This is a genomic window from Bacillus sp. FSL L8-0528 (genome assembly GCF_038593085.1).
Taxonomy (GTDB): Bacteria; Bacillota; Bacilli; order Bacillales; family Bacillaceae; genus Bacillus; species Bacillus paralicheniformis.
Window position 1 is genome coordinate 4,229,257 of the sequence record NZ_CP151961.1, and the last position, 20,920, is coordinate 4,250,176.

Consider the following 20,920-nt stretch of genomic DNA (forward strand, 5'->3'; position numbering starts at 1 on the left):
CTCTGGATAACTCTGTTTTCCCTAAATAAAAAACACCAGCTAACCTCGCTGATGCTCTAATCTTTTTTTATACTGCTTCTCTTTTTTCCTGAACAACTAAAGAATGCTGATTCGTGATATGCTGCAAATATGAAACGTTAAGAATGAAAGTCCAAAACCCGTTAACCGGCTTTTTAGAGAACCTCATAAACGATTTTCTAACCTTAAATGCACTAACTAGATTTATCGTCCAAAAAAGGAGAAATGAGAGCTGCGGGAGAAAGCTGTGTCCGGGGCGCAGCGGGAGAAGCAAAATGCTGTTGCTGTATGGCAGCATATCTTCACTTTGAAATGTGATTGCATAAAAAGTCCAAAAAGGCTCCAAAATTGAAAAGACACTTAACAGCAGTGTTACTTTAATCGCGACATACGGGAGCTTAATTTGGCATCGTTCTAAATTCTTTCTTCTTGAAAGAAACCAATACGGGATGTATATACCTGACGTTATGATTGTTAATAACACCGCATATATGGCTTTTATTTTCGGAAAATCTTCTAATTTCTTACTCATGCTGAAACACTCTTCTTTCCTTAAAACTGTTCTTCCAGGTCTTTTTATCCTTGTCATCTATACTTTTCCACTTTCCATATCAAAATGTACTATATTGAATGCAATAAATCAAAATCCATTGAAGTGTCAAATTGGGATTTTCTTAGGTAAATTGATTCTTTTTTTTGACCTAAATAAAAAAACTGTATCATTTTGCCTAATCCTTATTTCGTGTTCACCTGCAGAAATTCGACAATCAATAGGACATTATTCGTCATATTTCTACTTTTGTAATATGCAATCTGTCATTGCGTAACATAAAGGGGTTCATTCGAATCATTTTGTCTTTTTTTCGTTATTTCCCGCCTCTCTCAACTAGGAATAATGACATACTGTGTTTCATGTGGAACATTGGACATGAAAAAAGATCAAAGCTTCACAGCTTTGATCTTACAGCCTCTTGCTCATATGCAAATCCGTAGTCTCAAAATTCATTTTTTCATAAAGCCGCTTCGCCTTTTTATTATGGGCGAATACATGCAGGGACAGCTTTTGGACTCCTAATTGCTTTGCCTCTTCTTCTAAGACGGCTAAAGCCTGCTGGCCGATTCCCTGCCCGCGATACGCTTCATAAAGCCCGAAATCGTAAATAAATGCTTCCTTTTGAGGATGGTGCGGGTCAGCGTAGAGCCAAAGCCAGCCTGCGGCATCCCCGCTGTCGTCCATGATTGACCATAGATGATGGTTGTTCGTTTCAATGCCGTTTGGCAAAAGGGCTGCAAATTGCTTTTCTGCTTTCTCCATCGCTTCCGCCACTGTCCATGTGCCCGCTTTTACTTTCTCCATGGCGTAATGCTGGATGGAATAGGTCTGGTATGTCTTAAAGTCTTCTTCTGTCATTGGCATTAAACGGATTGCCGGTTTTTTTCTCGGTTTGTTTAAGTCAATTTTAATTTTTGATTTCAACATCAAATTATGCTTCACTTCCTTGTTTATTGATCATGATGCTTTGCTCAGCCATTCGCTTTTCGGCTCGGAAAGTTTATTGATTCTGTGCTGAATGTAAATGACATTCAAAAGGAACGCAAAAATGGATCCATTTGCAGGTTCTTTGCCTGAGAGCTTGTTTAATGAAGCGGTCACCACCAGCGCGCAGTAAATCAAAACACCTGCGGACAGAATCAAAATCACACGGTCGAGCAGCATATAAAGGCTGTAATGCATGTCAGGAAAAGCGATTTTTGCTGATATTCTAATTGGAATCGAAAATAAATGATAAAATATGATAGCTTTTAACGTGGTGTAGGGAATATCATGATAAGGCAGCAAATCGAAGCTTTTTTTCCTGGATAGAAACCAGTATGGTATGTAAACCCCCAGTGTGATCAGACATAGCACAAAAACGGACAAGATACTTCTGCTCTTTACATTAGACAGCGTTTTCAACGCAGTCTGCACATTGTCGTTCATATCATTCCTCCGGACACTCGTTTTCCAAACAAATGAATTGAATGAATTTTTTCATAGCAGCGGCACACCCCCTCAATATATTCTTTTCTCTTGTTTTAGACAATATGACTTAGGTACCAATATGACAAATGTACTATTTTTTAAAGAGGATTGCCGCCTTCTCGATTAGCTGAAAAATGTGTGACAACCGTTTTTATGTCATAAGAATGAAACAAAAAACAAAGAGCCTGATTGGAATTCAGGCTCTTTTGTTTACCGCTGTATACTTTTTTGAAGAGAAATCTGCCAGTTGATGCCGGTGCCGATATGGTGTGTTTTGGCAAACGATCCTTGATTGAGGGCAATACCCAAGCGGTCTAATGAATTGATATAAACAACCGGCTTGCCGACCGGCATATCAGCAAACGACCGTCCAAATGCCATCGTCTGCTGATAGACTTTGGTGTCCTCGTGTTTGATGACGACTTCCACAGGATCTCCGTATTGAACATCAAGTGACTTGAAAAGTTTACGGCTGATATTTGTCCAAAGGTTTCCAAACCGGATATCTAAAATGTCGATCGTTCCGGTTATCCAATCATTTTCGATATAAGCTTCCATGACCGGCAGTTTGACAATGGAATCTGTTGAAACTTCCGGACCAATCCGGTCGAAGCTGAGAATCCCGGCTGCCAGTCTTGCCCCGGTGTAAGCGTAAATGTCGCGTCCATGGAATGTATGTGATTCGCCTGATCTCGGAAGCCTGTTCTGCGCTTCATCAAGATAGCGCGCTTCGGCAATCCCATTCTGCCGGCTCATATGGGTGAGAGTTCCGTTGTCCGGTGTGATGATATATTGATCGGAAGAGGTTCTGACTGCGACGCTGCGGCGTTCCGAGCCGACCCCTGGATCGACGACCGACACGAAGACAGTACCTTCAGGCCAATAAGAAACGGACTGCAGCAGCCGATAGGAAGCCTCCCAAATGTGAAAAACGGGAATGTTGTGCGTCAAATCAAAAATCCGGAGTGAACTGTCAACTGAATAAGCCACGCCGTACATCGCATTTACCGCCCCGTCATCAAGGCCAAAATCAGATTGTAATACAAGTGCATGCTGACTCATCCTATCTCCCTTTCCGCCCTGATTTTCGCAGTGAATCGGCCATTTTCAAAATGTTTAAATCATCATATCGTACGCGAAATTGAAACACAATATGATGTTTTGTCCATTTTTTAGAAACTCTCATTTTTATTAATGCAATAATTTGGAATTCACACCCTAAAAAACCGATTATTCATCCAGAAAGTCTTATTTTCCTCTTTAACTATCCCATTTTTGCCTTTTGACGATCATTCCCCAGACTTGGCATAATAAAAAAACAGCCCGGCCGTACCGGCCAGACTGTCTTTATCAGCTTCCCAATTTGGATCGGGACAGCTTTACTTCTGTTGTTCTTTCTTTTCCGCCCCGCAGGTATTTGATTTTCACCTTATCGCCGACGTTTTTAGTGTAAAGCTTTTTACGCAGATCAACGATATCGTAAACGCGGTCACCGTTGAATTCGACGATGACATCAAGCTCTTTCAAACCGGCTCTGCCTGCAGGAGACACCGGCTGAACGCCCATCACAACGACCCCTGATGTTACGTCTTTCGGCAGTTTAAGCGTTTCTTGCCAGTGGTAGCTTGCAATGTCGCCAAGTGATTTCATCTCAATTCCGAAATACGGTCGTCTTACTTCTCCGTACGTTTCCAAATCTTCGATAACCGGAATGGCAAGGTTGGCAGGGATGCTCAGGCCGATGCCTTCGACGGCTGATTCAGCGATTTTCATCGAATTAATGCCGATGACTTTTCCATCAATATTAAACAGTCCGCCTCCGCTGTTGCCCGGGTTAATGGCAGCATCCGTCTGCAATACTTCGGCATTCCAGTCCGGCTGTCCGTCTCCGTTTGAATCGACCGGAACAGCGCGTTCGGTTCCTGAGATGATTCCTTGTGTAACAGATCCTGAAAACTGCAGGCCGAGCGGGTTTCCAATCGCGATGACAGGCTCGCCTGTCTTCACTTTATCAGAATCTCCGAATTCAGCAGCCGCTTTTATTTTATTGCTGCTGACTTGCAGGACGGCCAGATCCATCAGTTTATCACTGCCGATCAGTTTTGCCGGAATCCGCGTTCCGTCATTCAGACTGACTTCGATTTGGGATGCCCCTTCAATGACATGGTGGTTGGTCACAATGTGGGATGTGTTGCCGTCCTTTTTATAAATAACGCCCGAGCCTGTTCCCGCTTCGCTGTCTCCATCCCATACACCGGTTTTTTGGATGTTGATAACGCCGACAACAGAATCAGAAACCTTAGAGACCACTTGTGTGACTTCATTGTTCACGTTGACGGATACATTGCGGACCGCACCGCCCTGCTGAGCTCCTTGACCTCCGCGCGCTTCAATGACTTGCAGATTGTACGGCAGCCATCCCTGCTGCGAGAGATACGGCAGGGCAAACACTGTTAAAAGAGCGCCGATAACGGCGCCGACCAGGCTAGAAAACAAAAAGCTTCTCCAACTTCTCACCGGCTTTTCCCGAACGAATTTTTCCTCATCATGATTAAACTCCACTATATTCAAATCCTTTCAAGGAACGATATATGTATATAGTGTGGATCATCTGCCCGCAGATTAATCATTCAATCAGTAAAATTTACACCGCTACAAGAGGTGTCGGTTTCTTAGGATCGGTATCATATAAGTCAAACGTTTCTCCCGCCGCAAATCCTTTGGCAGCCAGCGTTTGCTGGACGGACATTCTCGCCAGCTCTTTCATGTTGTTGTCCTGGCTTAAATGAGCCAAATAAATTCTCGATGTCTCATCACCGATTACATCGGTCATTGCGAGTGCCGCGTCCTCATTGGATACGTGTCCGACATCGCTTAAAATCCGGCGCTTGATGTTCCACGGATAGCGGCCCATCTGCAACATGCCGACATCATGATTGCTTTCAAAAACAAAAGCGTTTGCCGAGCGGATAATGCCTTTCATTCTGTCGCTGACATAGCCCGTATCCGTAATCAAAGCGAGCTTTCGGCCATTGTAATGAAAAACATAAAACATCGGCTCTGCGGCGTCGTGGGATACGCCAAACGATTCGACATCGAGGGAGCCGAACGATTTGACGGTTTCCATTGGAAATACGAATTTTTGGCCGTTATCCATTTTGCCGATATGCCCTTCCATCGCCTTCCACGTTTTTTCATTGGCGTAAACGGGCAGCTCATATTTTCTCGCCAGCACACCAAGTCCTTTTATATGATCACTGTGCTCATGCGTAACAAAAATGCCGTCAAGCTGATCAAGCTTTCGATCAATTTGCGCCATCAGCCCTTCCATCGCCTTCCCGCTAAGTCCTGCGTCAACTAAAAAAGCGTGGTCATCGGTTTCCAAATATAAAGCATTACCGGTACTCCCGCTCGCAAGTACGCTAAATTGCAGGCTCATGGTTTCTCACTCCATTATGATTTTTCCTTTTTCTCTTGTGATTGAAGAAGCGCTCCATCCCGCGCATCCACGATAAATTCTTCGTGAATGGTTTTATCGTCCGTTTTGCGCTCCACTTCGATCCGCCAAACGGGCACGAAAATTTGCGCGCTTGCCAGCGGATACTGCGTGAAATAGCCAAGCTCGGCTGATTTAATTTTGCTGTACTTCTTTAAATAATCCGGATAGTACAAAGCTTCAACCGCTCCGACTGCAGAGATCAGACTTTCCGTTTTGACTTCTTTTATATCCTGCAGCATCGACTGCTTATATGAAACAACTTCGTTTTTATTATTCAGGTACAGAACGACTTCGCCCATCTCTGTGTTATCATCGTTTTGCCGATCCTGAAAAATGTAATTTCCATTATAGGTTTGGAAGAAAACGATCTGTTTTCCGGACTTATCGACTTTCCAAAGCTTGTACTTGCTGCCGTCGATAATCTCTTCGTTCACGATTTCCCTTGCTTTTGTCTTCATATCCGCTTTCGGAAGTGGAATGGGTGTTTCAAATTCCATTTCTATTTCCGTCAAAGCGTTATTTTTTGCAGTATTCATTAACGCCTTCGGCTTTTGCCCTTTTAACGATTTAATCTCGCTCTGCTTAAAGACTCGCTTTTGTGCAGAGATTGAGGAGCCTTTTGACGTCTCTTTAGACAAGTTGCCGTATGAAATATGATCTGCTTTCATATCTTCCTGCAGCGTTGATTTTTCTAAAATCGGAAACTGATTGTTGCTGCGCTTATCAAAGTATTGAAAGGCCAAAAAGATATCAAGGATGAGGAAGACGATAATGAAGATTGTTTTTGTTCTATTCCACTCCATTTTCAATGCCCTCCTTCACCGCTGAATCTTTCTTTGATACCGGCTTTATCGTACCGTTTATTTTGATGCACCAAGTCGGTACAAGTTTTACAAGAGGGTCTTGTTCCTCTGATACTGAGACCATTTCATAGGCAGGAAAAATTTGCTCAATCTTATCAAAGTCATACTCTTCATTGTCTTGCAGGAACTGAATCAATTCTTCTCCGCTCATGATTTCTTTATCCTTTTTGCTGACCGGATTAGCGTTTGCGCCCAAGACATATGTTGGGTGTTTATAATCCAATATGTCGTTGTTTGCCCAGCGAAGTTCAATCGCTGTCGTTCCGAAAGGCTGGTTTTGGCTGTTAACGACCGGAAGCTGATCCATAAACAGATTAAAGTTAATCTGCTGATTTTCATTCAAGCCGAAAAATTGATAATCATCCGTCCAGCTTCCCGTGTCGTTTAAATATTTAAAGCTTTTATTGATCAGCTCTCCATTTTGATAAGCAGAACTCGGTTCCAAGTTGCGGTGCTGGAACTTAATCTGCCTGTTGTTCGAGTAGACCTCCAAAAGGCTTGTTCCGTCCGTATATACCGGTCGGTTTAAGTTGGTTTCCTGCCGGACGGTTTGCGGATCATCAAATAAAGCCTTTTTAAAACGGGTCGGGCTGATCGTTTCTGTAAAATACTCTTTTTCAGACAGCTTCAGCCTATTAACCGGAAGCAAGACATCTCTGCGCGAATTGATTGCAAAATCCTCATAAAGAGGCATCTGCGATTTTTCTTTTTCAATGTCTGCAAGGATGTTGCGGTAATTAGCCGATTCAATCACCGCTTCAACAACCGTCTCTTTACTGAAGGATACAAAGTAGATTTTTTTCATGCCCCGTCCTTCATTGAAAGGAAGAACGATTCTGTCAAAAGAGTTGTATTCATAAGAATTGGCGGACCATTTGAAAAGCGGCTGCAGCACATCGATTGGAATATTGTCGCTAAAGACGAGATCCAATTTGGATTCTTTATTTTTAGCGTACAGCCAGTTTTTGAACTGCTGCCTGTCAAATTTGTCCGAAATATCCTTTAACGATTTGACTTCCCATCGGCTCATGTCATCCCAAAGCTGAGAATAGAGCGTCGTATCATTCAGCAAATAATGCTGTCCATTCTCATGAATGAACATTTGCTGCGGTTTGACGGCTTCATTTAACAATTTTGTCTGATTTGTAATCGGCTGTTTGTCGCTGACCTGAGCCTGTGAATCTTCCACTTTTTCGTAATTCCCCTGAAATCCCCAAATATTAAAAGTAAAAAGAAGACTGATCAAAACCAAAAGGGACAGTATTATCGTTTTAATTGTTTCACGCTTCATCCCAATCATCCTCTTGTTCTTCTTTATACGGCAGGGTAAATGTGATCGTTGTTCCTTTTCCTTCGATACTGTCGGCCCAGATGTCGCCGCCATGGGCTTGTACCATTTCTTTTGCGATCGCAAGACCGAGCCCCGTACCGCCGAGTCTTCTTGTTCTGGCTTTATCTACACGATAGAAACGCTCGAAGATCTTTTCCATGTCTTTTCTCGGAATGCCGACACCTTCGTCTTTGACACTGATATAAAGAAGCTCTTCTTCTTCATTTACATCAACAGAGAACGTGATATGGCCTCCTTCAGGGGAATATTTCAATGCATTTGAAATGATATTATCCAGCACTTGCGTAATCTTGTCCGGGTCGATTTCAACATACAATTCTCTATCCGGCAGATTGCTGATAAATTCAACATGCTGCTCTTTCGTCATTTCAAAGCGCTCAATAATCAATGAGAAGAAACGGATAAAATGAATCCATTCTTTATTGAATTGATAATCCTTGCTGTCAAACTTCGAAAGCTGCAGCAAGTCGTTGACAAGCCTGATCATACGCTCTGTTTCATTCTGTGTCACATTCAAGAAGCGCGGCGCAATGTTTGGATCCTGCCACGCGCCTTCCGCAAGCGCTTCTAAATAGCTGCGCATCGTTGTGAGCGGCGTTCTGAGTTCGTGGGAGACATTTGCCACAAACTCTCTCCGTTCTTGATCGATCTGCTCTTGTTCTGTGACATCGTAAATAACCGCAATCAACCCGTCAATCTTTCCGTGTTCTTTTTGGATGACCGAGAAATTGACGCGAAGCACAGACGTCCGTTCTTCCTGTTCAATTTCAAGAAGCAGCGAATCCTGCTGTTCAACCAAATCTTCGAACGTGTATTCGTCTTCAAGGCCGAGCAGTGAGGTAATCGGCATTTCGAGAGCCGTTTCACGTGAAACATTTAAAAGCTCCAGTGCCGGCGTATTAAGCAAAATAATCGCGCCATTTCGGTTTGTCGCAATAACCCCGTCTGTCATATAGGCAATAACAGAAGATAGTTTTTTTCGTTCGCCTTCTGTCATGGACTGAGCTTCTTTCAGCTCTCTCGTTAAATAATTAAACGTTGTAGCCAGCTGGCCGATTTCATCGTTTCCGTACTTCCTGACTTTTCTTGAGAAATTTCCTTTCGCCAGTTCAATGGCCTGCTTTCTCATATCTGACAGCGGATGTGTAATCGTTCGCGCGACAAAAATCCCGAGGAATGCAGTGATTCCAAGCGCAATAAAAGTTCCAGACGCTAAAATGGTGTTGATCGTCCGGATTTGGTTGTAGACATTATCCATCGATGCCACGACATAAATGGCCCCGATCGTCTCTTGATTCGATTTTTTTATCGGCGTGACTGAAATCCGTACTTTGCTGTCACGCTCCGGGTCGAAAAATTTATTTTCGTACGGAATACCGACAAGCAGTGTCCTTTTAATAATGCCCTCTGTTGTCTTTTTCCCCGCCACCTCCCGGTTATAAGGATTGGAGGTCGCGATGACTTCATAGCTTTTATCAATCAGACTGACTTCGAGAATTTCGCCTTCCTTGCTGAAATCATTTAGAATCCGCTCTGCGTCTTCTTTCAAGGTAGTCGAGGAAGACGTGCTTCTATCCTTCGTCATTTCCTGTTCCAGATAATACGAGAGGTTGTTCACCCGCTGGTCAAGAGAGTCATTATACGATTTAAGAAGTGACTTCTCCATCTCATTGACAAAGTAGACGCCGATGATCTGCATGGCTACGATAATCAGCAGAACGTATATTAAGGTAAACTTAAAATGAATCGAGCGGAAAAAACTGACTTTATTCATTTCGGTATTAGTCCTGTTCCGGATTTCTCAAATAGTAGCCGACACCGCGCCTTGTGACGATCCAGCTTGGGTGACTCGGATTATCCTCGATTTTTTCACGAAGGCGTCTGACCGTAACGTCAACTGTCCGGACATCTCCAAAGTAGTCGTATCCCCACACGGTTTGCAGGAGATGCTCACGCGTCATGACCTGTCCGATATGTTTGGCAAGGTAATGCAGCAGTTCGAATTCCCGATGCGTCAGTTCGATTGTCTCGTCGCGTTTTGAAACGACATAGGCATCCGGAAAAATGACGAGCGATCCGATTTGAATTTCGTTTGAAGACGATTCTTCTTCGGCAGGAGCCGCTGTGTTCTGTCTCCTCAAGTTCGCTTTGACACGCGCCAGCAGTTCGCGGGTGCTGAACGGTTTTGTCACATAGTCGTCAGCGCCCAGTTCAAGGCCGATGACTTTATCGATTTCCGAATCCTTTGCTGTCAGCATAATGATGGGCATATCATATTTTTTACGGACTTCACGGCACACTTCTACACCGTCCTTGTTCGGAAGCATGATGTCGAGCAGAATCATATCAGGGTTAAGATCCTCAACCATCTGAAGCGCTTCATTGCCGTCGTATGCGCAATGGACTTCATAGCCCTCTTTTTTCAGATTAAACTCTAAAATATCAGCAATCGGCTTTTCATCATCTACAACTAGTATCTTTTTTTCCATTATTCGTTCCTCCTGGTTCAGAGTTTGGATACAATACAGCCAGCGGATGGCTGCCTAAGTTTTATATCAAGTACACTGCATGTCGTGATTAAAAAACACTTTCTAGAAAATAGATTTCTTATACATTATAACGTTTATGAAGCAAAAGTTAAAAAAATAGTTCAAAGGAAAACGTTTGGAAATTAAATCCACCTGCTATTTTTCCGCTTTTATCACAACAATTAAATTTTTGTGACTTTTTTTACTGAAAAATGAAACATCTTTCCCTGCAAGACCGTCTATATAGTAACGTCTTCTTCTTCGGCCGGGTTACCGGCCTCCCTTTTTTTCTCCTTTTTATTCCTTCAGCATTTTATTTCCTTGATTTCAGCTAAAAGAAAACGCATCTGCTTAAAAACAGACGCGCTTTTTAGAGTGGCTCGGGACGGAATCGAACCGCCGACACACGGATTTTCAGTCCGTTGCTCTACCAACTGAGCTACCGAGCCGGGTATGTAACTTTTTTAAAATGGCGGTCCGGACGGGACTCGAACCCGCGACCTCCTGCGTGACAGGCAGGCATTCTAACCAACTGAACTACCGGACCTTGCATATTTACAGTACCTGCTTCGGAGAAGAATCGTGGTCTCCTCCGGAGCAAGCGGGGATTTAGCAATTACGCTAAAGTAAATCAATGACCCGTACGGGATTCGAACCCGTGTTACCGCCGTGAAAGGGCGGTGTCTTAACCGCTTGACCAACGGGCCAGGGAAATGGTGAGCCATGAAGGACTCGAACCTTCGACCCTCTGATTAAAAGTCAGATGCTCTACCAACTGAGCTAATGGCTCAAGATTAAATTACACCCTTAGATTTAATCTAAAATAACGACGTCCACATCTCAGGAAGCTTTTTCGAGATGTCTCTCGATGTGTACGCTGAAGCGAATTCTCCGAAGTGTATTCGGACGTGCTCTACCAACTGAGCTAATGGCTCGTTTCGTTGTTTTCGCAACAACGAGATTTATATTATCATAGAACGAACAGAAGTGGCAATATATTTTTTTATTTTTTTCTATTATTTTTTCCCTTCGTGATGATACTCCGCCCCTTCGCGGTTCAGCCAGTGCATGATTCCGTTCGGATGGAATACAGACAGCAGCCGGTCAGCTTCATGAAGCGGCATCCACTTGGCTTCAAGAATGTTCTCGTCAAACGTGATGGCATCCGGACGATCGGTGATCCGGGCTCTAAAGACGATGAAATATACATGCTCGCCGCCGATTATCGCTTCATTTATAGCTAATATATCAAGAGGCTGAATCCCGTAGCCTGTTTCTTCCTTCATTTCTCTCGCCGCGGCTTCTGTAAGCGATTCTCCAGCTTCCACCTTTCCGCCCGGCAGCGTCCACGATTGATTTTTCTTATTTTTCACCATCAGGATGTTTCCGTTCTCTTCCGCGAATGAATATACAACATCGACACGTTCCACCCGTTTTCCCTCCTTGTCATTGAAAAACAAAGCCCCTGCGAACTGCAGAGGCTCTTCTGGAATTTAGTTCGGACGATAAACGCTTCTCACCACATTTGTTTGTGAGCGGTCAGGACCGACTGAGAAAATAGAAAGCGGAATGCCTGTCAGCTGAGAAACTCGCTCTAGGTAATGGCGGGCATTTTCAGGCAGATCGCTCAAGCTTTTCGCTCCTGTGATATCTTCTGTCCAGCCCGGCATTTCTTCATAGACAGGCTCACATTCAGCGAGCGCTTTTAAGCTTGCCGGGAACTCTTCGAGGATCTCGCCGCGGTATTTGTAAGCGACACAGATTTTCAATGTTTCAATACCGGTCAATACGTCAATTGAATTTAATGAAAGGTCGGTAATTCCGCTGACGCGGCGGGCATGGCGGACAACCACGCTGTCAAACCAGCCGACGCGGCGCGGGCGCCCTGTAGTTGTTCCGTATTCGCGGCCGACCTCACGGATTTGGTCTCCGATCTCATTGTTCAGCTCTGTCGGGAACGGCCCGTCTCCGACACGCGTTGTGTAAGCTTTTGATACACCAACGACATGCTGGATTTTTGTCGGTCCCACACCTGAGCCGATCGTCACGCCGCCGGCAACAGGGTTTGAAGACGTGACAAACGGATATGTCCCTTGGTCGATATCAAGCATAACCCCTTGCGCCCCTTCGAATAAGACGCGGCGGCCGTCATCAAGCGCGTCGTTTAAGACGACGGACGTGTCGCAGACATATTGTTTGATCTGCTGGCCGTACTCATAGTATTCGTCTAAAATGTCTTCTATTTTAAATCCTTCCGCATCGTACATTTTTTCCAGCAGACGGTTTTTTTCTTCTAAATTGCGGGCGAGCTTTTCTTCAAAGACGTCCCTATTAAGCAGATCGGCGATGCGGATTCCGACGCGAGCGGCTTTGTCCATATAAGCCGGGCCGATTCCCTTTTTCGTCGTGCCGATTTTATTGGCCCCTTTCCGCTCTTCTTCGACCGCATCAAGCTTTAAATGATACGGCAGAATGACATGGGCCCTGTTGGAGATTCTCAAATTGTCCGTGCTGACGTTCCGCTCATGAAGATAAGCCAGCTCCGTCACCAATGCTTTCGGATCAACAACCATTCCGTTGCCGATCACACACGTTTTATCCTTATAAAAAATACCGGATGGAATCAAATGCAGTTTGTACGTTACCCCGTTGAATTTAATTGTATGTCCTGCGTTATTTCCGCCTTGGTACCGTGCGATTACCTCTGCGTTTTCGGAAAGGAAATCGGTGATTTTGCCTTTTCCTTCGTCACCCCACTGCGTACCTACAACAACTACTGAAGACATATCCGTGCACCTCCGTTAACCTTTTCAAACGATATCAATATCAAACACATTCAGTTTATCAGTGTCATCCCGCAAAGTCAATCGGAAATCCGAACATTAATTTTAATACCAAACATTTTTGTTCGTTATTATAAAGCAAATTTCATATATTTTCTTTTTAATAGACAGTCTGTAAGTTAAATCTTAAAAAACCGTTTTTTTGGACAAAGACACATAAATAACCGGCAACGCAAATATTCAATAAAGTAAGGAGGGAGATGCCGATGGAGACGGTATTAATTTTTGCATCCGTTTTATCGCCGATCATTTTGGCGCTGGTCGAATTGGTGAAGAAGACGGTCAAGGTGCCGAAAAACTTGATTCCGCTCGTTTCACTCTTGATAGGTTTGCTGATCGGGGCCGCAGCATATCCTTTTACAGACCTTGAACTCGTGCTCCGTTTATGGTCAGGAGGACTGGCCGGATTAACAGCGACGGGTTTATTTGAAATCGGTAAAAATCGCAATGCAAGAAAAAAGAAAAATCCCTGAGAGCATGTCTCAGGGATTTAAGCACCAGGCGCAACACCCGCGTCATCAAACCGGCGTTCCAGGTTGACGAACTTATTATATTCTTTTACAAAAGCGAGTGAGACGGTCCCAACCGGGCCGTTCCTTTGTTTTGCAATAATGATTTCAATGATGTTTTTATTCTCAGATTCTTTGTCATAGTAATCATCGCGGTACAGGAACGCAACGATATCGGCGTCCTGCTCGATACTTCCCGATTCCCGGATGTCCGACATCATCGGACGCTTGTCCTGGCGCTGCTCGACGCCCCGGGAAAGCTGTGAAAGGGCGATGACCGGAACTTCAAGCTCCCTCGCCAGCGCTTTCAGCGCACGGGATATTTCCGACACTTCCTGCTGACGGTTGTCACTTGATCTGCCGCTTCCTTGGATAAGCTGCAGGTAGTCGATCAAAATCATGCCGAGGCCGTTCTCCTGCTTTAACCGTCTGCACTTGGAACGGATTTCGCTGACGCGGATCCCCGGTGTATCATCGATGAAAATTCCGCTGTTTGATAAGCTTCCCATCGCCATTGTCAGCTTGCCCCAATCCTCTTCCGTCAGGTTTCCGGTCCGGAGATTCTGGGCGTTGATGTTGCCTTCCGCACAGAGCATCCGCATGACCAGCTGTTCGGCGCCCATCTCAAGGCTGAAGATCGCGACGCTTTCATCGGTTTTAGTCGCCACGTTTTGGGCGATGTTTAAGGCAAAAGCGGTTTTACCGACTGACGGACGGGCGGCTACGATGATCAAATCGTTTCTTTGAAAGCCCGCCGTCATTCGGTCAAGCTCGGTAAAACCTGTCGGGATCCCGGTGATGTCTCCTTTTCTGTTGTGGAGCTGTTCAATATTATCGTAAGTTTGAACGAGCACATCTTTAATGTTTTGAAAGGCCCCGGAGTTTTTGCGCTGGGCGACTTCCATAATCGTTTTTTCTGCTTCGCTTAAGAGGTCTTCGACTTCATCCTCCCTTGTATATCCGTCTTGGGCAATCGTCGTTGCCGTACGGATCAAGCGGCGGAGAATCGATTTTTCTTCCACGATTTTTGCATAATACTCTATATTAGCCGCAGTCGGCACAGAATTTGCAATATCCGTCAAATAAGAAATACCGCCAACCTCTTCCAAAAGGTCCGTGTTCGCAAGCTCTGATGTCACCGTCACCAGGTCTACAGGCTCGCCGCGGTCTCCAAGAACAAGCATGGCGTTATATATTTTTTGGTGCGACATTCTGTAAAAATCATCTGGAATCAAGACTTCTGACGCCAATGTTAAAGCTGATGGTTCTAAAAAAACAGCACCTAACACGGCCTGTTCGGCTTCGATATTTTGCGGCGGCAGCCTGTCATTCAGAAGATCTGTCATGTTAAGCACCGTCCTCCCATTTAAAAATAATCCAACGTCTATTTTACCATTTTTACAGAAAAAAAGTAGACTCGCTTTTTGTAGAAATATTTTCATAGAAAGGGAGAACGGCAGTAGGATGTTTGCTCTCCTGATCTATCAGGGAAAATAAATCAGTAAACATGTTTGGGGAGGTTGTTTTTCATGAAGGTCTATACGGTGACACCGAATGCCGAGACAGACGGATGGTTTTTGAAACTGGAAGATACGGCGCCTGTTGAGCTTTATGACACAAGGACAGAGGCCGTGGAAAAAGGAGAAGAGATGGCGAAAGAGAATCGTCCTGCGAAGCTTGTCATCTATGACCGGCAGGACAACAAAGAAGACGAACGGTCTTATTAAACACCTCGGCCGAGGTGTTTTTTTTGATTCCACTATTAATCCAGCCGGCTGTTCCAATTGTTTTTCAAAAGCATGCTGACCATCAAATCGGTCGCATGTTGGTACAAATCCCATTCTTCATAGGCGGCAAATTTCATCCGCAGCGTTTGCAGCACATTGCGCATATCTTTGTATTCTTCAAATGTGTAAAGCCCTTTCGCTCTGATCTGCTGTTCATACAATTTCTTTTTCAGCGCAGATAATGTCGAATTCAAGACGATCACCTCCTCTTTATTTATATCGCTTTTTTCTTTTTCTTCCAACTCACTTGTCATATGATGTTACAATATAAATCGGAGTCAATATTCACTGTTGCGTACTCTGTACGCTGGGGTACAATATAAAATGGAGGACTTTATGAAACCTTTACAAATATCTGCCGAAACGGCGCAAAAACTTTCGGAAAGCTTAAATCTTCCTCTTGAACAAATCATGCATATGCCGCAGCATATCCTGCTTGCGAAAATTGCCGAAATTCAGAAGCAAGATCAAAAAAGTAACCTTGGATGATGTTCCGGGTTTCTTTTTCATGTCACTTTTCCACCTGAAAGCAAAGGAGAATACAGCATGCATTACATTGACGCTCGACGCGCCCGTTTGAACAATATCTTATTGATTGCAGGAATCATATTTATCGCTTTTAATTTAAGACCGGCTATTACATCTGTCGGGCCATTGATCAGTTCGATCCGCTCGGATATGGGTTTGACGAACGGCATGGCCGGCTTCTTGACGACGCTGCCGCTGTTATCTTTCGCCGTCCTGTCCCCAATCGCCCCTAAGCTCGGACAGAAGCTGGGCAATGAGAGAACCCTCTGGGTCGGTTTGGTCATCTTATTGATCGGGATTTTGCTGCGCTCTTACGGAGAAGCTTTCACACTATTTGCGGGGACCGCATTGATCGGAGTCGGCATCGCCATCTCCAATGTGCTCTTGCCCAGCCTGATCAAACATAAATTTCCTGACAAAGCGGGAATTATGACTAGTTTCTATACGACAGCCATGTCGATTTTTGCGGCGCTCGCTTCAGGGATCAGCATTCCGCTGTCGCACGGTTTAGCGTGGGGATGGAGCGCATCGCTTATGGTCTGGGCCGGTCTCGCGTTTGTTGCGATTTTGATATGGGTTCCCCAGCTCCGCTATCATGATACGGGAAACCGCACGGTCAGCTTAAAGACGGGCGGCCAAACGGTCTGGCGCTCGAAAATCGCCTGGCAGGTCACATTCTTTATGGGCATACAGTCGTTCTTGTTTTACTGCACGATCGCCTGGCTGCCCGAAATTCTCCGCTCGCATGGGATGAGCATGTCGCTTGCCGGCTGGATGCTGTCGCTGATGCAGTTTGCCAGCCTCCCGTCGACATTTTTGACTCCGGTTCTCGCCGGGCGCTTCCGAAACCAAAAAAGCATCGTGCTGGCCCTCGGCATCCTATACTTGGCGGGGATGTCAGGGCTATTGTACGGAGGTAATACAGCGATGCTGACGCTGTGGGTCATTTTAATCGGAATCGGACAAGGGTCCAGCATCAGTTTAGCCTTGACTTTAATCGGGCTGAGAAGCGAAAATGCCGATCAAGCAGCGGCATTATCAGGAATGTCGCAATCAGCCGGATATTTGCTGGCAGCAATTGGTCCAAGCTTTGTCGGTTTTCTTTACGATCACATGCACTCATGGAACGGACCGATTTTACTGTTCATCGGCGCGCTGGTCGCTTTGATCGGTGCAGGACTCGGTGCGGGAAGAAATCAATATATTTATGCTAAAGCAGCATAACGAAGCCGGCAGATAAGCCGGCTTTTTTTTTGGAATATAACCTGACAACACAGCGGCCAAATGAAGCGTGATGCTGTATGATCAAACTTGACAAAAATAATTCACTTAATGGTCTAGACAACTAGAGTTGTAATGTTCTATACTGATGATAACGTTTTCAAGAAAGGACTTTTGACTGTGAAAACCAACCCATCTCAACGCTATATGTTTAAACATCTTCATATTTACAGTGAAAATGGAATGATAGAAGACGGATTTCTTCTAACGAACGGGGGAAAAATCGAGGCTTACGGACCAATGACTGATATTCCCGTTTCCGCCGCAACGGCAGAACAGCTGACATTTCCGGAGAACTTCAAAGTGCTGCCGGGCATGATTGATGTTCATATTCACGGAGCGAACGGCGCAGATGTCATGGACGGAACAGCCGAGGCTTTGCAAACAATGGCCGAAGCCCTGCCGAAAGAAGGAACGACAAGCTTCCTGGCGACGACGATGACCCAGGATAAAGCCACGATCGAGCATGCGCTGGCAAACGTTCACCGCTATAAGGAAGCCGGCGGCCAGCCCGGAACCGCCGAAGTATTAGGCGTTCACTTAGAAGGCCCTTTTATTTCAGAAAAGCGGTGCGGCGCCCAGCCGCCGGATGATATTATCCCGCCGGATCTTTCGTTATTTAAAGAATGGCAGCGCATCTCGGGGAATAACATTAAATTAGTCACACTTGCGCCAGAGCTGGAAGGGTCTTTGGAACTAATTTCCTTTTTAAAAGAAACAGGTGTCACGGCATCCGCCGGCCACTCCGACGCCGGACTCAAAGAAATGGCAGACGGGATTAAGGCCGGCATCTCCCATGTCACCCATTTGTTCAACGGCATGCGGGGGCTGCACCATCGCGAGCCGGGGACGGCCGGAAGCGCCCTTCTGCATGATGAACTGAAGGCCGAAGTGATTGCCGACGGCATTCATGTTCACCCTGCCGTCGTCAAGCTGGCATTTCAGCAAAAACAGAAAGAAGGCATCATTTTAATTACGGATGCCATGCGCGCAAAATGCTTAAAAAATGGAACCTATACATTGGGCGGACAGGAGGTGTTCGTGAAAGGCGAAAAAGCCGTCTTACAGGATGGTACGCTTGCCGGCAGCATCTTGAAGATGAACCAGGCTGCTCTGAACATGATGGATTTTACAGGATGTTCACTCGAAGATATCGTCTACATGACAGCGGTCAATCCCGCCAAGCAGCTTCATGTGTTTGACCGAAAAGGCAGCATACGGAGCGGGAAAGATGCCGATTTGATCATTTTAAATGAAAAGAATGAAGTTGTGATGACGCTTTGCAAAGGCGTGATTGCTTTCAGCAAAAGGGAGGTTTCACCATGAAAATCATTGAAGCTAAAAATTATCAGGACATGAGCCAAACGGCCGCCCGACTCATCATCGAGAAAGTAAACCGCTTATCTGTGCCTGTTCTCGGCCTTGCAACCGGAGGAACGCCTCTCGGCACATATCAGGTTTTAAGGGAAGATCATACGCATAACAAAACGACTTACAAGCACGTCTATACCGTTAACTTAGACGAGTATGTCGGCGTTTCCCCGGATCATGAAAACAGCTATACATTCTATATGAAAAAACAGCTTTTCGATCACATTGACATTCCGCTCAGCCATACCCATCTTCCGGACGGGATGGCTTGTGACCTCGATGCCGAATGCAGCCGCTATGAAGCGCTGATCGAACGGCTTGGAGGCATTGATCTCCAAGTGCTCGGCCTCGGCTTGAACGGCCACATCGGGTTTAACGAACCGGGCACCCCATTTTCATCGAAAACGCATACAGTCGAACTGACACAATCAACGAAAGAAGCCAATGCCCGTTATTTTGATTCCTATGACGCCGTCCCATCGCAAGCCATAACGATGGGCATTTCCACGATCATGAAAAGCAAGCAGATCCTGCTGCTCGTTTCAGGAGAGAAAAAAGCGGGCATCCTGGCGAAGCTTCTCAGTGAAGAACCAAATGAAGACACGCCCGCTTCTGTCTTAAAAACACACCAGAACGTCGTCATCATAGCGGACAGCGATGCTTTATCAATCGTGAAAGAAAGGGGTATGGCCTTTTGATCAAAAAAGATTCCCACATTCCGATTTACTATCAGATTGAAACCGAGATTAAAAAGCTTGCCGAAACAAAAGATTTGAAGCCCGGCGACCTCATTCCTTCTGAAAGAGAGTTCGCAGAAAAATATGAGGTAAGCAGGATGACCGTCCGGCAGGCGGTCAACAACCTCGTCAATGAAGGCATTCTCGTCCGGCAGCGGGGAAAAGGAACATTTATTGCCGAGCCTAAAATTGAGCAGCCTCTCAAAGGATTGACAAGCTTTTCCGAGGACATGAAATCAAGAGGCATGAGACCCGGCACAAAAATGCTCGGCTTCGGCGTCATTCCGTGTGACCAGAGCACAGCGCGCAAACTGGAGATTCGTGAAGGGGCTTCCGTCTATGAAGTCAAACGGATCCGTCTCGCAGACGACATCCCGATGGCTTATGAAATCTCCTATTTGCCCGCCGACCTCATCAACGGCCTGACAGAGGACATTATGAGCGCATCTTTGTACGACTATGTCGAAAATACGCTCTCCCTTACGATTGACCGCGCCGCACAAACACTCGAGCCGGCGATTGCCTCTCCGGCAGAGAGCGAGCCTCTCGACATCGAGGAAGGCGCACCTGTCCTGCTCATCGAACGTTTAAGCTATTTGGACGACGGCAGACCGTTTGAAGTGGTCAAATCCGTTTACAGAGGCGACCGCTATAAATTCGTCATCGATATGAAGAGGAAAGAACAATGAGGAAGACAGAAGATACGAACGACAAAAGCAAAGCACTTGATGAAATGAATGCTTTAGATATCGTCACCTTGATGAATGAGGAAGACCATACAGTTCCTCGCGCCATTACGCCCTGCCTTCCCCTGATCGCCGAGGCGGCGGATACGATTGTCAGCCGTTTTAAGCAAGGCGGAAGAGTGTTTACAGCTGGCGCCGGCACAAGCGGCAGAATCGCAGTCCTTGATGCCGCAGAACTGCCGCCGACCTTCTCTATTGACGAAAGCCGTTGGACCGGTCTTATCGCCGGCGGATATGACGCGATGTGGACGCCTCTTGAAGAAAATGAAGATGACCGTGAAAAAATCGTCGCGGATCTGAAAGCGCAATCATTCTCGAAAGATGACGTCTTAATCGGCGTCACAGCGAGCGGCTCGACACCTTATGTCCTCGGCGCATTATCCTATGCCAGACAGCTCGGAGCCGCGTCTGTTTCGATCAGCTGCAACGAGGATACAGAAGCAGGCAAGTTAAGCGATATCGCGATTGAGGTGCAAACAGGACCGGAAATTATTCGCGGTTCAACGCGGCTGAAAGCAGGGACCGCTCAAAAAATGATCTTGAACATGTTGTCAACAGCTGCAATGGCGAGGCTTGGCCGCGTCTATCAAAACGAGATGGTGAATATGAGACTGCTCAATCAAAAATTGGCCGGGCGAGCTGTCACCATTCTGATGAATACCACCGGGTTATCACAGAATGAGGCCCTGCAAGCTTTAAAAGAAAGCGGCAATGACATCAAGGCAGCGATCTTTATGGTGTTGACAAGCGGAACGCTTGAAGATGCCCGCCGCTGTTTATCCCATGAAAATGGACATTTGAAAAAAGCGATTCAATATCATCGAAAGGGGTTTTAA

22 protein-coding genes and 4 tRNA genes are annotated in these 20,920 nt (G+C 45.6%); 8 read left to right on the forward strand and 18 right to left on the reverse strand.

What is annotated here, in order from left to right:
• Window positions 1–67: 67 nt before the first annotated feature.
• The 16 genes from MHI30_RS21445 to MHI30_RS21520 form a co-directional block, all read right to left on the reverse strand.
• Window positions 68–550, reverse strand: a complete 483-nt coding sequence (locus MHI30_RS21445; protein WP_075751785.1) for a DUF4234 domain-containing protein — start codon at window positions 548–550, stop codon at window positions 68–70.
• A gap of 429 nt (window positions 551–979) precedes the next feature.
• Entirely contained in the window at window positions 980–1,498 is a 519-nt protein-coding gene (locus tag MHI30_RS21450; RefSeq protein WP_075751850.1) for a GNAT family N-acetyltransferase, read from the reverse strand.
• 30 nt (window positions 1,499–1,528) lie between these two features.
• Window positions 1,529–1,999, reverse strand: a complete 471-nt coding sequence (locus MHI30_RS21455) for a hypothetical protein (protein ID WP_075751786.1) — start codon at window positions 1,997–1,999, stop codon at window positions 1,529–1,531.
• Between the two features lie 252 nt (window positions 2,000–2,251).
• On the reverse strand, window positions 2,252–3,103 hold the full coding sequence (locus MHI30_RS21460; protein WP_075751787.1) for an S-adenosyl-l-methionine hydroxide adenosyltransferase family protein: 852 nt from the start codon (window positions 3,101–3,103) through the stop codon (window positions 2,252–2,254).
• Between the two features lie 288 nt (window positions 3,104–3,391).
• The gene (locus tag MHI30_RS21465; protein ID WP_075751788.1) at window positions 3,392–4,603 is read right to left on the reverse strand and encodes a trypsin-like peptidase domain-containing protein; all 1,212 of its coding nucleotides are present in this window, start codon (window positions 4,601–4,603) and stop codon (window positions 3,392–3,394) included.
• Window positions 4,604–4,685: 82 nt separating this feature from the next.
• Complete coding sequence (locus tag MHI30_RS21470) at window positions 4,686–5,480, reverse strand: MBL fold metallo-hydrolase (protein WP_003177960.1); 795 nt, start codon at window positions 5,478–5,480, stop codon at window positions 4,686–4,688.
• Window positions 5,481–5,494: 14 nt separating this feature from the next.
• Window positions 5,495–6,343 carry a two-component system regulatory protein YycI gene (yycI, locus tag MHI30_RS21475; protein ID WP_075751789.1) on the reverse strand — a complete coding sequence of 283 codons (849 nt, stop codon included), beginning with the start codon at window positions 6,341–6,343 and terminating at the stop codon, window positions 5,495–5,497.
• Window positions 6,330–7,694 carry a two-component system activity regulator YycH gene (gene yycH / locus MHI30_RS21480; protein WP_075751790.1) on the reverse strand — a complete coding sequence of 455 codons (1,365 nt, stop codon included), beginning with the start codon at window positions 7,692–7,694 and terminating at the stop codon, window positions 6,330–6,332. Before yycH ends, yycI begins: the two co-directional genes overlap by 14 nt.
• Window positions 7,684–9,528: a cell wall metabolism sensor histidine kinase WalK gene (walK, locus tag MHI30_RS21485; protein WP_020453619.1), complete on the reverse strand. Its 1,845-nt coding sequence runs from the start codon at window positions 9,526–9,528 to the stop codon at window positions 7,684–7,686. Before walK ends, yycH begins: the two co-directional genes overlap by 11 nt.
• A gap of 7 nt (window positions 9,529–9,535) precedes the next feature.
• Window positions 9,536–10,243 carry a cell wall metabolism DNA-binding response regulator WalR gene (gene walR, locus MHI30_RS21490; RefSeq protein ID WP_003177967.1) on the reverse strand — a complete coding sequence of 236 codons (708 nt, stop codon included), beginning with the start codon at window positions 10,241–10,243 and terminating at the stop codon, window positions 9,536–9,538.
• A gap of 415 nt (window positions 10,244–10,658) precedes the next feature.
• A tRNA-Phe gene (locus MHI30_RS21495) sits at window positions 10,659–10,731 on the reverse strand.
• A 21-nt stretch (window positions 10,732–10,752) separates the two neighbouring features.
• Window positions 10,753–10,829 (reverse strand) — tRNA-Asp (locus tag MHI30_RS21500).
• Between the two features lie 88 nt (window positions 10,830–10,917).
• A tRNA-Glu gene (locus MHI30_RS21505) sits at window positions 10,918–10,989 on the reverse strand.
• 7 nt (window positions 10,990–10,996) lie between these two features.
• Window positions 10,997–11,072, reverse strand: a tRNA-Lys gene (locus MHI30_RS21510).
• Window positions 11,073–11,298: 226 nt separating this feature from the next.
• Window positions 11,299–11,712 (reverse strand): NUDIX hydrolase, encoded by a 414-nt coding sequence (locus MHI30_RS21515; protein ID WP_075751791.1) that lies wholly within the window; start codon window positions 11,710–11,712, stop codon window positions 11,299–11,301.
• 63 nt (window positions 11,713–11,775) lie between these two features.
• A complete protein-coding gene (locus MHI30_RS21520) occupies window positions 11,776–13,068 on the reverse strand; it encodes an adenylosuccinate synthase (protein ID WP_075751792.1) in 1,293 nt (430 codons plus the stop codon).
• Window positions 13,069–13,331: 263 nt separating this feature from the next.
• Here MHI30_RS21520 and MHI30_RS21525 point away from each other — a divergent pair, with 263 nt between their 5' ends.
• Entirely contained in the window at window positions 13,332–13,598 is a 267-nt protein-coding gene (locus MHI30_RS21525; RefSeq protein ID WP_003177977.1) for a holin, read from the forward strand.
• Window positions 13,599–13,615: 17 nt separating this feature from the next.
• Here MHI30_RS21525 and dnaB read toward each other — a convergent pair whose 3' ends face one another.
• Window positions 13,616–14,980, reverse strand: a complete 1,365-nt coding sequence (dnaB, locus tag MHI30_RS21530) for a replicative DNA helicase (RefSeq protein WP_020453623.1) — start codon at window positions 14,978–14,980, stop codon at window positions 13,616–13,618.
• A gap of 183 nt (window positions 14,981–15,163) precedes the next feature.
• Between dnaB and MHI30_RS21535 the strand changes: the two genes are divergently transcribed.
• Window positions 15,164–15,361, forward strand: coding sequence for a DUF2188 domain-containing protein (locus MHI30_RS21535; RefSeq protein ID WP_075751793.1), 198 nt, complete (start codon window positions 15,164–15,166; stop codon window positions 15,359–15,361).
• Between the two features lie 35 nt (window positions 15,362–15,396).
• Here MHI30_RS21535 and MHI30_RS21540 read toward each other — a convergent pair whose 3' ends face one another.
• The gene (locus MHI30_RS21540) at window positions 15,397–15,615 is read right to left on the reverse strand and encodes a hypothetical protein (RefSeq protein WP_075751851.1); all 219 of its coding nucleotides are present in this window, start codon (window positions 15,613–15,615) and stop codon (window positions 15,397–15,399) included.
• A gap of 142 nt (window positions 15,616–15,757) precedes the next feature.
• Here MHI30_RS21540 and MHI30_RS21545 point away from each other — a divergent pair, with 142 nt between their 5' ends.
• The 6 genes from MHI30_RS21545 to murQ all read left to right on the forward strand — a co-directional run bounded on the left by MHI30_RS21545 (window position 15,758) and on the right by murQ (window position 20,920).
• Window positions 15,758–15,910 (forward strand): YycC family protein, encoded by a 153-nt coding sequence (locus MHI30_RS21545; protein ID WP_020453626.1) that lies wholly within the window; start codon window positions 15,758–15,760, stop codon window positions 15,908–15,910.
• A 57-nt stretch (window positions 15,911–15,967) separates the two neighbouring features.
• On the forward strand, window positions 15,968–17,173 hold the full coding sequence (locus MHI30_RS21550; protein WP_075751794.1) for an MFS transporter: 1,206 nt from the start codon (window positions 15,968–15,970) through the stop codon (window positions 17,171–17,173).
• Between the two features lie 132 nt (window positions 17,174–17,305).
• Window positions 17,306–18,556, forward strand: a complete 1,251-nt coding sequence (gene nagA, locus MHI30_RS21555) for an N-acetylglucosamine-6-phosphate deacetylase (RefSeq protein WP_081379877.1) — start codon at window positions 17,306–17,308, stop codon at window positions 18,554–18,556.
• Complete coding sequence (gene nagB / locus MHI30_RS21560; protein WP_075751795.1) at window positions 18,553–19,299, forward strand: glucosamine-6-phosphate deaminase; 747 nt, start codon at window positions 18,553–18,555, stop codon at window positions 19,297–19,299. Before nagA ends, nagB begins: the two co-directional genes overlap by 4 nt.
• Window positions 19,296–20,027 (forward strand): GntR family transcriptional regulator, encoded by a 732-nt coding sequence (locus MHI30_RS21565; protein ID WP_075751796.1) that lies wholly within the window; start codon window positions 19,296–19,298, stop codon window positions 20,025–20,027. Before nagB ends, MHI30_RS21565 begins: the two co-directional genes overlap by 4 nt.
• Entirely contained in the window at window positions 20,024–20,920 is an 897-nt protein-coding gene (gene murQ, locus MHI30_RS21570; RefSeq protein ID WP_075751797.1) for an N-acetylmuramic acid 6-phosphate etherase, read from the forward strand. The genes MHI30_RS21565 and murQ overlap by 4 nt, the downstream gene beginning before the upstream one ends.

What these genes read in the sequence shown, in the direction of transcription:
- MHI30_RS21445 (WP_075751785.1), bottom strand. Translation starts at nt 550, where the DNA reads ATGAGTAAGAAATTAGAAGATTTTCCGAAAATAAAAGCCATATATGCG.
- MHI30_RS21450 (WP_075751850.1), bottom strand. Translation starts at nt 1,498, where the DNA reads ATGTTGAAATCAAAAATTAAAATTGACTTAAACAAACCGAGAAAAAAA.
- MHI30_RS21455 (WP_075751786.1), bottom strand. Translation starts at nt 1,999, where the DNA reads ATGAACGACAATGTGCAGACTGCGTTGAAAACGCTGTCTAATGTAAAG.
- MHI30_RS21460 (WP_075751787.1), bottom strand. Translation starts at nt 3,103, where the DNA reads ATGAGTCAGCATGCACTTGTATTACAATCTGATTTTGGCCTTGATGAC.
- MHI30_RS21470 (WP_003177960.1), bottom strand. Translation starts at nt 5,480, where the DNA reads ATGAGCCTGCAATTTAGCGTACTTGCGAGCGGGAGTACCGGTAATGCT.
- yycI (WP_075751789.1), bottom strand. Translation starts at nt 6,343, where the DNA reads ATGGAGTGGAATAGAACAAAAACAATCTTCATTATCGTCTTCCTCATC.
- yycH (WP_075751790.1), bottom strand. Translation starts at nt 7,694, where the DNA reads ATGAAGCGTGAAACAATTAAAACGATAATACTGTCCCTTTTGGTTTTG.
- walK (WP_020453619.1), bottom strand. Translation starts at nt 9,528, where the DNA reads ATGAATAAAGTCAGTTTTTTCCGCTCGATTCATTTTAAGTTTACCTTA.
- walR (WP_003177967.1), bottom strand. Translation starts at nt 10,243, where the DNA reads ATGGAAAAAAAGATACTAGTTGTAGATGATGAAAAGCCGATTGCTGAT.
- MHI30_RS21520 (WP_075751792.1), bottom strand. Translation starts at nt 13,068, where the DNA reads ATGTCTTCAGTAGTTGTTGTAGGTACGCAGTGGGGTGACGAAGGAAAA.
- MHI30_RS21525 (WP_003177977.1), top strand. Translation starts at nt 13,332, where the DNA reads ATGGAGACGGTATTAATTTTTGCATCCGTTTTATCGCCGATCATTTTG.
- dnaB (WP_020453623.1), bottom strand. Translation starts at nt 14,980, where the DNA reads ATGACAGATCTTCTGAATGACAGGCTGCCGCCGCAAAATATCGAAGCC.
- MHI30_RS21535 (WP_075751793.1), top strand. Translation starts at nt 15,164, where the DNA reads ATGAAGGTCTATACGGTGACACCGAATGCCGAGACAGACGGATGGTTT.
- MHI30_RS21545 (WP_020453626.1), top strand. Translation starts at nt 15,758, where the DNA reads ATGAAACCTTTACAAATATCTGCCGAAACGGCGCAAAAACTTTCGGAA.
- MHI30_RS21550 (WP_075751794.1), top strand. Translation starts at nt 15,968, where the DNA reads ATGCATTACATTGACGCTCGACGCGCCCGTTTGAACAATATCTTATTG.
- nagA (WP_081379877.1), top strand. Translation starts at nt 17,306, where the DNA reads ATGTTCTATACTGATGATAACGTTTTCAAGAAAGGACTTTTGACTGTG.
- nagB (WP_075751795.1), top strand. Translation starts at nt 18,553, where the DNA reads ATGAAAATCATTGAAGCTAAAAATTATCAGGACATGAGCCAAACGGCC.
- murQ (WP_075751797.1), top strand. Translation starts at nt 20,024, where the DNA reads ATGAGGAAGACAGAAGATACGAACGACAAAAGCAAAGCACTTGATGAA.